The following is a 16,005-nucleotide window of genomic DNA, read 5'->3' on the forward strand; positions in this document are numbered from 1 at the left end:
CAAATCTTTTTACTTTTGAGCACTCGGATGTAATATAATCTACTACTTGGTTGTCATCGTATGTACGCCGTTCCAATCCTCGGGCGGGGGTATTTCCAAATAGCTCAGGGATCGGTCGAGGTGAACTTCCACAGGTCGATCGCTGGGTCGCATTGCTAAAGCCGCTTCAAAATAACTAATAGCTTTGTGAAAATTTCTAGCAATATAAGCATCCCTACCGTTACTGTAAAGTTCCAAAAATCGAACCGTTTCCCCGTCGATGGGTTCAGAACTATTTTGCAGCAACTCATAAATACCCACTGGCTGATTTTTGCCCTTAACCCGCACTTTGTCTAACTCTCGCACCCAAATCCCTTCGCGGCACAAACTGTATGTAAATTCGCTCAAAATTATATCGCATCCGTACTCCTTCGTAAGCTGTTCCAATCGCGAACTCAAATTCACCGCATCCCCGATTACCGTGTAATCCATTCGCTTTTGAGAACCAATATTTCCCGAAACCACCTCTCCGGAACTAATCCCAATCCCGAAGCGAAACGGATCTGCACCGGGGCGAGAATCATTAAACTCTTTCAAACGCCGGCGCATATCTAAAGCCGACTGAACCGCCATCCAACCATGACTTTCCGGGGGATTGAGCGGCAGGGGCGCGCCGAAAACCGCCATTAAAGCATCGCCGATAAACTTGTCTAAAGTGCCTTCGTAGTGAAAAACGGCCTCCACCATCGTCTCAAAATAGTCGTTCAGCAGGGATACCACATCGGAGGCTCCCAAATTTTCTGTCAGCGTGGTGTAGCCGCGAATGTCGGAAAATAAAATAGTCACTTCTTTGCGTTCGCCCACCATGAGGGCGCCTTCGCCCAAGGCCATGACTTTATCTACGACTCCGGGAGTCAAGTAGCGGTACATCGTATTTTTCATCCGCTTTTCGTGGCTGATGTCTTCGAGCACCACTAAACCGCCGCGCACGCCGCCTTCTGGATTGATCAGCGGGTTGACCGTCAAATTCAAACTACGTTCAATTACTTTAATTCGAGAGGCGGGGATGGGCAGCGGACAATAAGGGTGATACAGGGCAGAATTTCGCAGCGCAAATAGAGATTGGGCATTAGCTAATTCTGCCAGCGCTACTTCCTCAGTCCACGCGCGGTTTTCGCCCCAAGCGTAATATAAATTGGGGTCAGTGCGATCGGGCACGGCCAAAATATAACTTTCTTCTTCTTCTTCTTCTTCTTCTTCTTGTTGGGAATTTAACGTTTTTTCTACCAACAGTCCCACAGTTAAACTTTGTTCGGGAACGTAATGTCTGGCAGCAGTTTTGAGACTGTCTTCTAGTCGAAATTGCAAATTATCGATCGGCACAACTTCCCAAACATAGCGATTCACCAGTTTATCTTCCCAAATCTGGGGATTGTGTTTGCCTTTAGCTTGATTTGGGGGACAGCCCAACAATTCCAGCGCCGCTTCGTTAATTGTTACAACTCGCCCCTGTAAATCGGTGGAAATTACTGCATCAGAAAGACTTTGCAGCATATCTTTTTGATACTGTTTTTCCACCATCACATTCTGAAACAGTTGAGAATTTTGCAGCGCCATTCCCGCTTGGGAATTAAACGCTCGCAAAAACTCTTCGTCAGAAGGGGTGAAAGTACCTTGGTTCTTATTAATTAGCTGAGTTACGCCGATCAGCTCACCTTTAGCGTTATGCACCGGCATACACAAGACAGTCCGAGTGCGGTATCCCGTTTTCTGGTCTGTAGAAGGGTCAAAGCGGGGATCGTCGTAAGCATCTGTAATATTTAGAGGTTGACCTGTCGAAGCGACGTAGCCAGCAATTCCCTTATTAGCAGGAATGCGGACTTCCATCATCGTTTTGTCGTCGGCCTTGGCAACTTTTGTCCAGAGTTCGTTGGTTTCCCGATTTAACAAAAATAGCGTGCTGCGATCGGCTTGCATCAAGTCGCGAGCTTGATCCATCACAGAGCGCAAAGTTGTTTCCAAGTCAAGACTTTGACCCAAAGTCGTGGTCGCTCTCAGCAGTGCGGCAACCCCTCGCTGGTTGCGGGCCACGACGTAGAAAGACTGACAGCTTTCGAGAATAATCCCGATCGAATCTGCAAAAGCCTGGAACTGCTGTTCGTCTTCCTCGCTAAAGGAGACATCGCCAGCTTTATTTAACAGTCTGACCACCGCTACGGGTTCATGTTGGCTCTTGCTGCTAAAAATTGGCATACAGAGGATGGTCTCGATCTCGTAGCCCGGTGGTTCGTCTACTTCGGAATTAAAATACTCGTGCGATCGAGCTTCGGCGACATTAATCGATTTTCCGGTTGTTGCGACGTAGCCTAAAATGCCTGCATCCATAGGCAAGCGCACTTCTACATCCTCGCCCGTAAGTGGATCTAGTGTTTTGTGCCACAGTTGATTTTTGTTGGAGTCAACCAAAAAAATTGTTGTCCGGTCTGCTTGCAAAATTTGACCAATTTTGACAGTGAAGGCATCTAACAGTTGCTCTAAGAGAGTTTCGAGTGCTTCATTGTTAATCAGGTCCATCGCCCGGATAAATTGCTGAAATTCAGCCGTGATAAAGTCCAGCAGGCACACTAATTCAGGAACTGGCAGGCTCTTAACACGGGAGGTCAATGCCCCCATAAAATTGACTTGAGTCAGTGTAGCCAGAACGCTACCAGTATTGGAGAATGTCATGATTAACTGCTTGCTCAGAGGGGTAAACTGACCGCAGGTCGATCGGCGCTAGATGCGGCGGCGGTGCAAACTCTTGAATTTGTTTGCCAGGGCATCGGCACTCGCTTGTCGCTTTGATGAATCGTCGTGAGTTCAAAAGTGGCGCACGCAACTTCAGTTTGCTTGTTATGTATGTTCGATCGATCTTTTTTACAACCTCGATACTGATGAGGGTTCGTCAATTCAAGCTGAACTTGAGTTCGCAAAACTGCTAGCCTGAAAATTAGGTGACAGGGTTTAGTTCGATCGAGAGTGCAATGTGGATTGGACGCTCTGTGATCGGCAGCAGCGCGCGGTGTGACTGTTTTAGCGCACTCGGCGACCGTATCCGGTCAGGTAAAGGGCGCTATGAAAGCAGCGCGCAAGGCATTCCTACAGAGCTTACTCATAGTTTAATGGTAAACGCAACAGCAGGATAGCGACGGTAATTTATGCAGCAAAAAAGTTCGATCAGTCTTTGAAAACATTCCGACAATACTACCAACTGACGATCGAACAACGAAGCTAAGCTGGCGGTGATGTTTAAAGGTGCTACAGATCCTGACATTTAGGCCGCTCTGGGCAGGGACTCGGCAAATACCACTGATTGATAGTAGCGCTGCAGTTGTGCGGCGGCGGCGGCCCAACCCCAGCGTTCGGCTTCTCGGCGAGCGTTATGGCCCAGGGTTTCCCGTTCTTCGGGATTCGCAAACAGACGCTTGGTGGCGGCGAGTGCTCCTTCTTCGTCGGCGGGGTCAAATAAATATCCGTTAACGCCGTCAGTGACGATATCGGGAATTCCGCCACTGCGCGCCGCCACTACAGGCGTCCCCGCAGCCATTGCTTCTAGGAGCACTAAGCCCAGGGTTTCGGTGCGGGAGGGAAAAATGAAGGCGTCGGCTGATGCGTAAGCAGAAGCCAATTCTTGCCCCTTGAGGTAGCCGACAAAATTGGTGGGTGTACCGGCAAAATATTGTTCAAGGGTTTGCCGATGCGGGCCGTCTCCCACTAGGGCGAGGCGGGCATCGGGAATCGCTGCGAGGACTGGTTTGATGCGTTCGATTTCTTTTTCTGCACCGAGGCGGCCGACGTACAGCAGGAGGGGACTGTCTGGGTTATTTTCAGAAAGGCGCGATCGCATTTCTCGACTTGCCAATTCCGGGACAAACATTTCAGTATCTACGCCCCGCTGCCACAAGTCTACTCGCTCAATGCCGTGAGTTCTCAATTCCTCGACCATTGCTGTGGAAGTGCACAGATTCAATTCGGCTTGATTGTGAGCCCCTTTAAGCAATTCCCACAGCAAAGGTTCGAGCATTCCAAAACCGTAATGGTGCAAGTATTTAGGCAAATGCGTGTGGTAAGAAGCCAAAATCGGAATATTGAACTTTTTGCCGTAATATATGCCCCCCAATCCCAAAATAGCGGGATTGACAACGTGAATAATATCTGGTTTAAACTGTTCTAATTCTCGACCAACAGCCGGAGAAGGAAGTGCCATTTTCAATTCCGGGTACATCGGCAAAGGCAAACCCTCCACACCGTAAACTCGGGCACCTTTGTATTCTGTAATCCCGTAATCTGGAGAAAAGATCAAAACTTGTGCGCCCGATCGCTGCAAGTGATCTACAGTGTGAATCAGCCGAGTGACAATGCCGTCTATTTTCGGCAAAAATGTTTCAGTGAACAGAGCAATTTTCATAAAAATAAGTTATTTAGGGAGCCGATAATCATAGCCTGCGGCCAAGGTCATCGGTAACAGGATACACTGTCTCGCGGGGAGCTAAGTCATGGCGTGCGATCGGCTGCTTTTCTACACTTCTTCTGTCAGTTGCACTACCGCTAATTCCGAGCGAGAGGTTTTTGGGATAAAATGCCAATTCCCTGAATGCCAATTGATAAAATTATCCCACCTAAAAGCCATCCCACACTTTCACTCAAGCAAAATTCTGTGAATTTCCTGTGCTGTTCTGGCAATTTATCTGGCTTTTTAAGTGGCAGATAAGCCTTCGCTAACTCGCCACTAATTTAGACTTCTCGGCGTTACAGCAGCCCATTCCCCTATTAAATAATAAGCAAAAACTGCCATCGCTGAAAATCCAGGCAGAACCACCAAAAGCAACAGAATGAGAATTCGACTTTTCACAGCATTTCTTCCGAAACAAGCCAGCAGTAAAAAAAACCTGATGCCATTTTTTAATTAACCGCAGAGGACACAGAGGACACAGAGCAAGAGACAAAAAAGATAGATCATCGTAATATACAGCCAAATTCATTCAGAACTTGCGAACCCTTCTCCTCTCTTCCCTTCTTTTCTCTTACTTCGCGCCCTTCGCGCCTTCGCGGTTCGTTAAAAATCTCTTACCCCGCAAATAGATACCAGAACTTACTTCCAAGAAACCTTCGGCAAAATCTGGTTTTTATCGACGCGGTGCTGATATTTTGTAGCAAAATTCAACAGAGAATCGAGCAGGGAATCTGAGAGATAGTGCGGCTGCAAGCCTAGTTCTAGCAAACTGGTGTTTTTGGCATTGAAATAATGTTCTTCTTTCTCGACTCGGGGATTTTCGAGGTGGTTGATTTCTACTTTTAATCCCATTGCCGTGCCTGCTTTTTGCACCAATGAGGCTAAGTCGCCGACGCTGAATTGTTCGGTGAATTGGTTGAAGACGCGGAATTCTCCGGCGGCGGCGGGGTTGGCGATTGCTAATTCCACGCACCGCACGGTGTCCCGAATGTCTAAGAAGGTGCGGGTTTGTCCGCCTGTACCGTAAACTGTCAGGGGATGACCGATCGCAGCTTGGATGCAAAATCTGTTCAATGCCGTACCAAATACTCCGTCGTAGTCCAAACGGTTGATTAACAGTTCGTCCATGCCGGTTTCTTCTGTGAGCACGCCGTAGACTACGCCCTGATTTAAGTCGGTGGCTCTTAAACCCCAGATTTTGCAAGCAAAATGGATGTTGTGGGAGTCGTGGACTTTTGACAGGTGGTAGAAACTGCCCGGTTGTTTGGGATAGGGTAGTGTATCTTTGCGGCCGTTGTGTTCGATCGTAATGTAGCCTTCTTCAATGTCAATATTCGGCGTGCCGTATTCGCCCATTGTCCCCAATTTCACTAGGTGACAGTCGGGGAAGTCTTCGCGGATGGCGTACAGCAGGTTGAGTGTCCCGACGACGTTATTGACTTGGGTGAGGACTGCGTGTTCGCGATCGATCATTGAGAAAGGTGCCGAACGCTGTTCGCCGAAATGGACGATCGCCTCTGGTGCAAATTTTCTCATGCTTTTGCTGAGAAAATCGTAGTTGGTGATGTCACCGACGAACAAGTCGATCGACTTACCCGTTAAATCTTGCCATCGCTGGAGTCGTTGCTGAATCGGTGCAATGGGAGTGAGGGTGTCGCTGCACAGTTCCAGATCCCAGTGCCGCCGCACGAAGCTGTCGAGGATGCCAACTTCGTGACCTTTGTTAGAAAGGTAGAGTGCGGTTGCCCAACCGCAATAGCCATCGCCACCAATAACCAGGACTTTCATAAATCAACAACGGTGAATCTTGCTTGCCAATACTGGGTTAATGTACCAGGTATTGGTGCATTCTGAACCTTTTATCCAAGCGTGTTGGCCAAGTCGGGACTCGGTTTTTCGTCAAACCGGAATTTCGTCAGCGAAACTGGCCCAGCGGGTGAATTCAAACGGGCCGGCGAGGGCTCCCCAGACGTGGGCGTCGGTTTCTGGGTCGCGTCCGCGATCGTGGCTAATAAATTTGTCTTGGTCAATCTCGAATTCGCTGTCTAGATAGGTTTTTTTACCATTTCTGACCACCATACAGCCTTTTCCGGGTTCGACAGACCCTTTGAAGCTGTTGCCCGTCCAGTGCGTAAAAAAGGTGCAGCCTGGGAGGAGTGTCAGTTGTTCTTTTGTGATTTCTTGCAACCGTTGCGGGTCGCGGGATGCGCCGTAGAATTGTTCTTCGTTTTCTATGGCATAATTTTCGATGTCGATGCGCTCGCCTACCGGGACTAATTTCAAAACTCGGACTCGGTACGGTACATTCAGTTCAATATCGTAGGCTTGTTCTAGGTACAAGCTAACCCCATCCAGAACTTCGACGGGTAAAGGCCTCATGCAGACGCGGATGTGGGCGAAGAAGGGCGGGTTTTCAAATGCTTGGGCTTGGTTGCTGAAATCGGCGGCCATCCAGCGGGCGAGGGTGACGATATCTGTGGAATGAGTCATTTCGATTTTAGATTTTAGATTTTAGATTTTGGATTGAGGGAGTAGAAGTTATTTTAGGGGAAAGCGGGCGATCGGCTATAGAAGGTGTTATGTGCTTTACGAACAAGTAAAGAAACGGCGGCGATAAGTACGGCATTAATCAAGGTATCCCCGACGCGAGATCGCTCTTTTCTTCTACCAGGGCTCGAAGTTTTAGTCGAACTCGCCCCATTGGTGCGCCCTCAATCTTCCAAAATCTCGACCAAATCTTCCATTGTCACGTCGAAGGCGCGGGCAATTTTGTAGACAGCAGAAAGATCGACTGTGTTTAAAGCATCGCGCCTCCCGTAGCTTTTTACTGTGTTGTAGTTGACTCCCGAGCGATCGGCAACTTCTTTGAACGTCCAACCTCTTTGCTCAGCTAGTTCTCGAATCCGCAGTCTAACGTAGCCCATATTTGGCTTGACATCGGTGCATATATACCCGACAATAGCTATGTACACTGAAAACGATCGCCCTCCTAGCCTCGAAAACTTAAGGGCGACCGTTTTTCTACCAAATCTCGCTTTTGGCGGGAAGGATTACCCTATGATACCAACATCCAAGCCCAAATTAAACACTCATCCCTGGTGTATCGTGCGGCAATTGCCAAGCAGCGATTGGTGGTTGCTCGGTTCCACCGCCGGGGCGATGCTGAGGGATACATACAGATTTTACGGCGGTTGTTGCCGGCGGCTAAACACGCGATCGTTTTTGATACGACAGGGGCCCAGAAATTGGCAGAAGTGCGATCGACTCAATTAGAACGAATTTTGTAATTAATCAGGAGCGATCGTGTTTTATAGCAAGTGCGATCGCTCCTGTGTTATTATCCAGAAGTCAGCCCCTAGCCCGACTCCACGCTACAATTATCATCTTTAAACGGATAATTCTTTTAGGTTTTTTTTCCTCTATTATACTCTATAATATTTCCAATTTCAATTATAAGCGCTATAGTGAACGGCAAGTTTCTTTAATGGGATGTATGTGATAGAGTTGTGGTGTTGATAGTTTTAAGCAGCATTTTGTCGTTTATGATCCTAACAGAGAATAACACAGTATGCTACTGGTTAAGACAAAACTTGGCATCAGTTTTATTCATGGTATTGGTCTTTTCGCAGCGCAGTTTATTCCCAAAAATACTGTTACCTGGGAATACTCTCCATACTTCGATACGTCTTATGAAGAGGCTGATGTTGAACGTATGTCTCCTTCCGCAAAAGAACAGTTCCTAAAATATGCCTATTTTGACAATATCCTCTGTAGATATGTTCTTTGCTTTGACGATCAACGTTTCATCAATCATTGTTCGGAGTCTCATAATATTCTTTCGACAGTGCGACGAGACGTTGCAGCAGTTGACATCTACGAGGGAGAAGAACTTGTTTGCAACTATAACTGTTATGATGATACTTATTTTATACGTCTTGGCATTCAGGAAATCACTGTGACACGCACCATACAATCTAGTTAAAGTGTTACAATTGCGTGCTGGATTTATTGAATTAGTTAATAATAGCATAAAATTTTATAGGAGGAAGCATTTGCGCCGTCAATCTACAGATAAACCTAGAGATTTTTGGCGCAAATACTTCGTCGAACTGACACTTTGGCCAGAGATTAAATACTCTGGTTCAGACATCTAAATCAGTGAATTAGATGAGTTTGACAGCCCGCAGACCAAACATCAGCACTGTCGCCAAGCCGACCATTCCGCCGAAAAGCCCGAAATAAGTTATTATGCCGCTAAGAGTCATTGCAATTTCCCCAAAACAATCAATAAAAAGACATTTGACACTCCCCAGCCTTAAGGGGTGGGGATTCTTGGTTCACTGATACACCTTACAACTCTCTATCCTTTCGGCACTACTTAAACCAAAAACCCGTTCAATAGAACTAAGTTTCGAGTCTAATTTAGAGGAGTCCCAGCGGGCTTATCTCCGCAAGCTTTAGAGGATTGCTCCCCTTGTTTCCGTATGCCCTACGGTACAACTTGAATATCAAGTATTTGATTTGGCTGCTTAACAGGTGATCATTGGCTACCCTAGCTCTGTTTATCGTGGTTATCGCCATCCACTACGCATTACTACTTCCTATCCTGTCAAGTGGGGACACCCCAGATTTATATTGTCTTGTGATAGCGGTTTTTCAGCCTGTGCTATCTCTAGTATGCCATACTAGAGCGACACTATATCGACATTAATCCGTCGAAGTGACGGGGTTTTCAACCCAATTTTCTGATAATCTAAAATCTAATATCTAAATTAGATCAATATGCAATCCATAATTAAAGTTGACTTGGGGCCACAATCTTACAATGTTTGCGTGCGATCGGGCGGTTTAGACGAACTCGGCAGTCTGATGGGCGATCTAAGTTTGGGCAAAAAAGTGCTGCTGGTGTCGAATCAGTCGATTTTTCGGCAGTACGGCGAAAGAGCAACCGCAGCCCTCGAATCAGCCGGTCTGGAAGTCGGTACCTGCATTTTACCACCGGGAGAACAGTACAAAACTTTAAATTCGGTACAGAAAATTTACGGTGCGGCTTTGGAAAACCGCTTAGAACGTTCCTCGACAATGGTCGCTTTGGGCGGCGGGGTTGTGGGCGATATGACGGGTTTTGCGGCGGCGACTTGGCTGCGGGGAATTAATGTCGTGCAGGTTCCGACTTCGCTGCTGGCGATGGTTGATGCTTCTATTGGTGGCAAAACAGGGGTAAATCATCCTTTAGGGAAGAATTTAATCGGGGCTTTTCACCAGCCACGTTTGGTGTTAATTGACCCGGATGTCCTAAAAACTCTGCCGGCGAGGGAGTTTCGTTCGGCGATGGCGGAAGTCATCAAGTATGGGGTGATTTGGGATGCTGAACTTTTCGGGAAGTTGGAGAATTGCAAGCGTTTGGATCAAATGCGCTATGTGAAGGCGGATTTGTTGGCAGAAATTTTGAGTAGGTCTTGCCAAGCTAAGGCTGAGGTGGTAAGCAAAGACGAGAAGGAATCGGGTTTGCGGGCGATTTTGAATTACGGGCACACCATTGGTCATGCTGTGGAAAGTTTGACCAATTACAAGGTGATCAATCACGGGGAAGGAGTGGCCATCGGCATGGCTGCGTCAAGCCGATTGGCTGTGGAGTTGGGAATGTGGGATGCTGAGTGCGATCGCCGCCAGTCTGCTTTGCTTGAAAAAGCGGGTTTACCTGCCAAATTGCCGGCGGGTGTGGATGTTGAGGAAATTTTGCATACTTTGCAACTCGATAAAAAGGTGCAGGATGGCAAGGTGCGGTTTGTGCTGCCGGTGCGCTTGGGTGAGGCTGCTGTGAGCGATCGGGTGGATGGGGATTTGATTATACAAGTTTTGAAGGAAATGCTTTAGATTCTCGTTTTTGGGGGTGTTTAACCGCCGCTGAACGCTGATTCACGCCGATCGCCAAAGATGTTTTTTCTTTCAATCTGCGATCGGCGGTTGAGTTCAGGAACCGCTCGACCGCGAATTAATATCCTCCAAAATTTGATCGACTCTGTTAGCCGCTTGAGTTCTGCCTTGCTTGATAAATAACTCCTTAGCTTTTGTGAGGCTGGCTACGGCCTCGGCTTGGTTTTCCTTGTCTCCTTGCTGGTACAAACCGACTCCTAAATTGTTTAAAGCATCGGGATATCGATCGTTAATTTTAACGGCTTGTCTCCACTGAACAATTGCCTCGGGCAACTGCCCCTGACTTGCCATCGCCACGCCTAAATCGTTGTGAGCTTTGGCGTGCTGCGGGTTGACTTCAATTGCTTTTTGGAATAGACCGATCGCATCGCTCATTTTACCTTGCCCCGACAGCATACTTCCCAACTTGTAATAAGCATCCGCTTGTTTGGGATAGCGAGCGATTAGTTGCCGATACAAAGCTTCGGCATTAACAGCATTTCCTTGACCGTAAAGGTCGTTGGCAGTTCTCAAGCCCATCGTGTAGCCTTTACCTACAACTTGGCACTTTTTCTCGGAGTTGCCTTCCTGCTTGCAAATCCTGAGTTCGTCTCCCTTCATTTCGTAGGATAGAACTTCCCGAACAGCAGGGCCTCGGCGCGATGGCTGCAAGTTCTGCGACTGCAAGTTTTGGGAGAGTTGCAGGGCGATTGGCTCAGCTTGTGCCGGTTGGGCCACTGCTGCAATGCAGATTCCTGCACCTACCAAAATGCTTGGGGCAATCCACCTCAAGGGTTTGAACAAGCGAAACTCTCGATCGTTTTTCATGTCTTTTGTGGAAACGTGTTGTTGATATCCTGGGTTTCACTAGGGCCGTAAGAGTCGGAGCCGATGGGGCCCACCCGATGAAATAGTTAGTTATTAACAGTCGAGATATTTTAGCACTGCGGGGCCGAGTTTGAGTTAAATTAGAGTAGAATTCCGATCGATTCTCAGTCAACCTTAGCAGGAAAATAGAAATGGGGCAGTCTATTCTTACCATGCTCTTTGCGCTCATCCTCGGCTACGCTGTTAACTCAAGCGTCAAAATAGTCAGCGGTGGCGACGAAGCTTTAGTGGAACGTTTGGGTCAATACAAGCGCACCCTCAAGCCAGGATTCCACTTTATCAGTCCCCTGGTCGAAAAAGTCGTCTGCGTGGACACAAGCCGTGAAAGAGTTTTAGACATTAAACCTCAGTCAGCAATCACGGGAGATAATGTGGCTCTCGAAGTCGATGCCGTTGTGTATTGGCGGGTTGTGAATTTGCAGAAAGCTTATTATGGAATCGATCAAATTGAAAATGCGATCGCCAACTTAGTTTTAACGACGTTTCGCGCTGAAATTGGTCGATTGCCCATGCAAGACATCTTGGGTTCCCGAGATGACATGAATAAAAAGTTACTCAAGAAGTTGGACGAAGCTACCGAAACTTGGGGCGTCAAAGTAATTCGCGTAGAAATTCAAAGCATTACACCTCCGAAAAGGGTGCAAGAAGCTATGGAAGAAGAGCGGGCTACCAAGAGCGAGTGGCAAGCAATGGTCAATAAGGCGATCGGCACTAAGGAGTACATGAGGCTCTTAGTTGAAGCTTTAGACTCCAATCCGAATAGCCAGCAAGTTTTGAATTACTTAGTAACAGAAAAATACTTAGACGCTCAACAAAAATTAGGCGAAAGTGACAATGCCAAAATTCTGTTTATGGATCCGAGGAGCATGAGCGAAGCCCTGGGCGAGCTGATGGGTTCTATGCCCGATGTGATTCATTCTGAGGGCGGAGAAATGAAAGTTATCGATACTAACACTTCTCAAGACTGATTCCTGAAGATAGCGTCGGCAACCAGACAAACATCGTGCATTTCTCTGACATCGTGAACTCGCAAGATATCTGCCAAATTTGCGATCGCACCTGTACAAGCCGCCGCTGTCCCCCAAACTCTTTGTTTCGCTTCTGGCTGATTCAAAATGTGACCAATGAAGCTTTTTCGCGATACTCCGACTAAAATCGGACAGTTGAAAACACGGAATTTTGGCAACTCGCGCAGAATTTCTAAGTTTTGACTGTAAGTCTTGGCAAAGCCAATACCAGGGTCGAGAATTATTTTAGATTTGTCAATCCCCGCAGCAACTGCTGCCACAATTCGACTCTCGAAAAATTCCCCAATTTCCCCCATTAAATCCCGATAATCTGTGAGTTGTTGCATCGTCTGGGGAGTACCCCGAATGTGCATCAAAATTATTGTCACTTTTAACTGAGCAACCGTTGACAGCATTTCTGCATCAAAAGTAGCTCCCGAAATATCGTTAATTATATCCGCTCCCGCCTCAACCGCAGCTTTTGCAACCTGCGATCTGGTAGTATCGACCGAAATAGGAACTGAGCCAAAAATATCGGCTTTTTGTCGCAGTATTTGTACTACAGGTATAACGCGATCGATCTCCTCTCCTAATGATATTTCCGCTGCACCAGGCCGAGTAGATTGACCGCCAATATCAATAATATCTACCCCCGAGTTTACCATATTTTCCGCTTGCGCCAAAGCAGATTCTATGGTAGTGAAATCTCCGCCGTCGCTAAAACTGTCAGGGGTTACGTTCAAAACGCCCATCAAATAAGTGCGTTTTCCCCACTCGAAAGATTGACCTCTAATTGTCATTTTTATTTAGTGACCACCTTCTTTTTCGACTAGCTAATCCGCCAAGTGCGAGCGCGTAAGTCGGAAGCCGTGGTTAATATCCCTAAAAAGCTAGGCGACTCAATTTAAAATGCTACCAATAAAGGGCCAATCGTTTGCAAGACAGAGACAACAGTCTCAATAGACAATCCTAGCAAGGTCGCCAATTGACCGAGCCCCGTTGCTATTTCAGTAATTCCCGCCCCGGAACTGATTAAAGCTATCAACTGGCTGATAATTTCAGTAACAGCAGGTAATGTAGCAGTAATAGCGGGTTCTTGAGCAACCAAGCCAGACAGAAACGCAACAGCTCCAACTCCCGCTTTGAGAGCTGTGAGTAGTGCGGTTAGCTGCATGAGCGCGTTTGGCCCTTGGGTGTGAATGTAATCTAAAATTTGTGCGATTGTTGCTACGAGTGCATCCATGCCTCTGTCCTTGTTAAAGTTTTATTTTACTTAAGCTCGATTTTGAATCGTTTAACAAAGTTTGCTAGAGGAGTGTATGACACTTTTCCTACTGTCCTGGTTCAAGTGTTGGAAGCAAACAATTTTCCAGATTTCGTCTGCTATAACTCTTACAGATTATCTGGTTTTGGTGTCATCACTCCTGGCATAACCCCCCAATTACTAATTACCCATTAGGACTTATTTGTAATTGACAATTCGAGCAAAACTCGCAGCTTCCAAACTAGCACCGCCTACCAGAACCCCGTCAATCTCAGGCATCGCCATAACTTCATCAATATTCTCCGGTTTAACAGAGCCGCCGTACTGAATTGGCACGCCAGAATTAGTCAATTTACTGCGAATCAAACCAATAACTCGGTTAGCTTCCTTCGTTTCGCAAGTATCGCCAGTGCCAATCGCCCAAATCGGTTCGTAAGCAATTACCAACTTATTTTGGTCAACACCAACTAAATCTTTTTCCAACTGAGAAAAAATGTGAGATTCAGTTTCCCCTGCATCTCGCTGCTGCTTGGTTTCCCCAACGCACAGAATCGGAATTAAATCGTATTTCTGAGCAGCTTTCAGCCGCAAATTCACCGTTTCGTCAGTTTCCCCAAAATATTGGCGGCGCTCACTGTGGCCGATGATGACATAGCGCACACCAAGTTCACTCAGCATTGGCCCGGAAATTTCCCCTGTAAAAGCTCCAGACTCTTGCCAGTGAACGTTCTGAGCACCGAGTCTGATACGGCTGCCGTGCAAATTTTTCGAGAGGACAGCCAAGGAAGTGAAGGGAACGCAAAGCACGACTTCCCGTTCCTCTGGGGTTTCCGTCAGGCAGGACATGAATCCTTGAAGAAACTCTAGGGATTCAGTCCTAGTTTTGTACATTTTCCAGTTGCCAGCAATAACTATTTTCCGCACGGGTGACTCAGTAGCTCTGTGAACATCAAAATCAGGCAACTTATAGTTTAAGGCTTTAGCGTACCTTTCGATCCTTCATTGCCCAAACTCGATGCGAGCTTGCTCAACTAAGTCAACGGTGACGACTTCGGTTTCGGCTTCGCGGGCCAACTGCTCGATGCGGACGCGAGCTTGTCCCCGGACAAAGTAGGGAATATTTTTCAGCTTCGCCTTGGCTTCTGGCGTCCATTTTAAATCATCGGAAAATTCGGAATCGGGCATGGCGTTTTGAGCGATCGACTACAAGCCTTCATGGATCTGGCTTTGATGGAAGCCTGGATGTATTAAATTTACCACGATTTGCGATCGCCCCACACCTTCTCACTCTGCCTTAAATTTGTTGCCTAAAATAGCTGACGCTTCTTGTAAAAGCTGATTCTGCTCTTGTCGAATTGCCTCCAACCTTGTCAAAATATTAGCAAGTCTTTCTTGAGACTCCCAACTGTTTGATTCAACTCCCCTCAATTGTAAACCTGAATTATTTTTGTCTTCTGAATTCTTTGAAACCAATGAGTTTACAGCCACTCCACCGACCTTACTTACAGATTTATATCCGACACTCAAAACTCTTTGCATAAATTTTACAGGGCTTTGCAGAAGAAATAACCATCCTCCTGCAAAAAATCTACTTAAAGCCTGAAAAAACCCTAAGATAATGAATACAAATAGCAGTATCACTGCTAAAGATATCAGCGGGTGATTCACCAACCAAAAAATTACAGGATTAGAATCGATCCAATCTGTGACGGTAGCATGGATAGCACTTTGGAGGGCATCTGAAGCTGCACCGCTCATATTTTCCGCCTTGTTAAGGCTATCTTCTAATGAAGCCTTAGCCTTTTCTGTAGCTACATTTACACTATCTAGAGCTTGGCTAGTGCTTTGATTCAGAGTATTGACCGCAGAGTTAGTAGTTTGATTAATAGTTTCTTTAGCAGTTGCCGCAGAGTGAGAGATCGCATCAACAGCTTTGTTGGTATTTTCACTGACGCGACTAACTGCTTGATTCACCACTTCAGATATAGAAATTCTCGCTTTTTCTGTTTTCTCCGCTACAGTGCCTAAAGCATTGTTCGTAGCTTGATTAACAGTATTAACCGCAGAATTCGTAGTCTGAGTGAGAGCTTCTTTTGCCTGAAATGCAGTTTCGGAGAGAGAATATTTAGCTTGGGCTGTTGCTTCTGAAGTAGAATTCACTGCTTTTCCGACTTGTTCCGTCCAAACTTCTTTCGTTTTTTGAAAGCTTTGAGAAAAATCAGGCAGTGCTACTTCCATAGTAAGTGATATCCATTAAGTTAATTTACTGTTTCCAGTGATTGATAGTATATAGCAATGCTTGCAGGAGCCATAAATTTTTTACCCCACCCCAACCCTCCCCGAAGTCGCGGGGAGTCCGTAAGAAATTCACAAATGATGCGAGAATTGCTATAGTATAGCTTCCAAGCCCCCATGCTTTGAAAGATAGTGCCAACGCTTTGACGATGTGTTCCCGACTC

At 46.6% G+C, this 16,005-nt stretch carries 18 protein-coding genes; 4 read left to right on the forward strand and 14 right to left on the reverse strand.

Going from position 1 to position 16,005, the window contains the following annotated elements; genetic code table 11:
• Window positions 1-42: 42 nt before the first annotated feature.
• The 7 genes from QUA44_RS08465 to QUA44_RS08495 all read right to left on the reverse strand — a co-directional run bounded on the left by QUA44_RS08465 (window position 43) and on the right by QUA44_RS08495 (window position 7,395).
• The gene (locus tag QUA44_RS08465; protein WP_333255120.1) at window positions 43-2,706 is read right to left on the reverse strand and encodes a GAF domain-containing protein; all 2,664 of its coding nucleotides are present in this window, start codon (window positions 2,704-2,706) and stop codon (window positions 43-45) included.
• A 424-nt stretch (window positions 2,707-3,130) separates the two neighbouring features.
• On the reverse strand, window positions 3,131-3,292 hold the full coding sequence (locus QUA44_RS08470; protein WP_333255122.1) for a hypothetical protein: 162 nt from the start codon (window positions 3,290-3,292) through the stop codon (window positions 3,131-3,133).
• On the reverse strand, window positions 3,293-4,426 hold the full coding sequence (locus QUA44_RS08475; protein WP_333255123.1) for a glycosyltransferase: 1,134 nt from the start codon (window positions 4,424-4,426) through the stop codon (window positions 3,293-3,295). It lies immediately after the preceding gene.
• Window positions 4,427-4,454: 28 nt separating this feature from the next.
• A complete protein-coding gene (locus QUA44_RS08480) occupies window positions 4,455-4,619 on the reverse strand; it encodes a hypothetical protein (protein WP_333255124.1) in 165 nt (54 codons plus the stop codon).
• Between the two features lie 491 nt (window positions 4,620-5,110).
• A complete protein-coding gene (locus QUA44_RS08485) occupies window positions 5,111-6,259 on the reverse strand; it encodes an NAD-dependent epimerase/dehydratase family protein (RefSeq protein ID WP_333255126.1) in 1,149 nt (382 codons plus the stop codon).
• A gap of 111 nt (window positions 6,260-6,370) precedes the next feature.
• Window positions 6,371-6,961 carry a chromophore lyase CpcT/CpeT gene (locus tag QUA44_RS08490; RefSeq protein WP_333255128.1) on the reverse strand — a complete coding sequence of 197 codons (591 nt, stop codon included), beginning with the start codon at window positions 6,959-6,961 and terminating at the stop codon, window positions 6,371-6,373.
• 221 nt (window positions 6,962-7,182) lie between these two features.
• Window positions 7,183-7,395, reverse strand: a complete 213-nt coding sequence (locus QUA44_RS08495; RefSeq protein WP_332942973.1) for a helix-turn-helix domain-containing protein — start codon at window positions 7,393-7,395, stop codon at window positions 7,183-7,185.
• Window positions 7,396-7,569: 174 nt separating this feature from the next.
• Between QUA44_RS08495 and QUA44_RS08500 the strand changes: the two genes are divergently transcribed.
• Both QUA44_RS08500 and QUA44_RS08505 read left to right on the forward strand, forming a co-directional pair.
• On the forward strand, window positions 7,570-7,758 hold the full coding sequence (locus QUA44_RS08500) for a hypothetical protein (RefSeq protein ID WP_333255130.1): 189 nt from the start codon (window positions 7,570-7,572) through the stop codon (window positions 7,756-7,758).
• A gap of 281 nt (window positions 7,759-8,039) precedes the next feature.
• Window positions 8,040-8,453, forward strand: a complete 414-nt coding sequence (locus QUA44_RS08505; protein ID WP_333255132.1) for an SET domain-containing protein-lysine N-methyltransferase — start codon at window positions 8,040-8,042, stop codon at window positions 8,451-8,453.
• A 181-nt stretch (window positions 8,454-8,634) separates the two neighbouring features.
• Here the strand turns inward: QUA44_RS08505 and petL are convergent, their stop codons facing one another.
• A complete protein-coding gene (gene petL, locus QUA44_RS08510) occupies window positions 8,635-8,736 on the reverse strand; it encodes a cytochrome b6-f complex subunit PetL (protein ID WP_333227274.1) in 102 nt (33 codons plus the stop codon).
• A gap of 517 nt (window positions 8,737-9,253) precedes the next feature.
• On the opposite strand from petL, the gene aroB reads away from it, so the two are divergent.
• On the forward strand, window positions 9,254-10,348 hold the full coding sequence (gene aroB / locus QUA44_RS08515) for a 3-dehydroquinate synthase (protein WP_333255135.1): 1,095 nt from the start codon (window positions 9,254-9,256) through the stop codon (window positions 10,346-10,348).
• Window positions 10,349-10,444: 96 nt separating this feature from the next.
• Here the strand turns inward: aroB and QUA44_RS08520 are convergent, their stop codons facing one another.
• Window positions 10,445-11,215, reverse strand: a complete 771-nt coding sequence (locus tag QUA44_RS08520; protein WP_333255137.1) for a tetratricopeptide repeat protein — start codon at window positions 11,213-11,215, stop codon at window positions 10,445-10,447.
• Between the two features lie 191 nt (window positions 11,216-11,406).
• On the opposite strand from QUA44_RS08520, the gene QUA44_RS08525 reads away from it, so the two are divergent.
• A complete protein-coding gene (locus QUA44_RS08525) occupies window positions 11,407-12,243 on the forward strand; it encodes a stomatin-like protein (RefSeq protein ID WP_333255139.1) in 837 nt (278 codons plus the stop codon).
• On the opposite strand, the gene folP is transcribed toward QUA44_RS08525, so the two are convergent.
• From folP to QUA44_RS08550, 5 genes are all read right to left on the reverse strand, one after another.
• On the reverse strand, window positions 12,234-13,082 hold the full coding sequence (gene folP / locus QUA44_RS08530) for a dihydropteroate synthase (RefSeq protein ID WP_333255141.1): 849 nt from the start codon (window positions 13,080-13,082) through the stop codon (window positions 12,234-12,236). The two genes, QUA44_RS08525 and folP, sit on opposite strands and share 10 nt — an antisense overlap.
• Window positions 13,083-13,186: 104 nt before the next feature.
• A complete protein-coding gene (locus QUA44_RS08535) occupies window positions 13,187-13,525 on the reverse strand; it encodes a hypothetical protein (protein ID WP_333255143.1) in 339 nt (112 codons plus the stop codon).
• 219 nt (window positions 13,526-13,744) lie between these two features.
• Window positions 13,745-14,470: a triose-phosphate isomerase gene (gene tpiA, locus QUA44_RS08540; RefSeq protein ID WP_333255157.1), complete on the reverse strand. Its 726-nt coding sequence runs from the start codon at window positions 14,468-14,470 to the stop codon at window positions 13,745-13,747.
• Between the two features lie 75 nt (window positions 14,471-14,545).
• On the reverse strand, window positions 14,546-14,731 hold the full coding sequence (locus QUA44_RS08545) for a PCP reductase family protein (RefSeq protein WP_006633749.1): 186 nt from the start codon (window positions 14,729-14,731) through the stop codon (window positions 14,546-14,548).
• A 99-nt stretch (window positions 14,732-14,830) separates the two neighbouring features.
• Entirely contained in the window at window positions 14,831-15,784 is a 954-nt protein-coding gene (locus tag QUA44_RS08550) for a hypothetical protein (protein WP_333255145.1), read from the reverse strand.
• Window positions 15,785-16,005: the final 221 nt, after the last annotated feature.

This window comes from Microcoleus sp. N9_A2, from assembly GCF_036701775.1.
Classification (GTDB): domain Bacteria; phylum Cyanobacteriota; class Cyanobacteriia; order Cyanobacteriales; family Microcoleaceae; genus Microcoleus.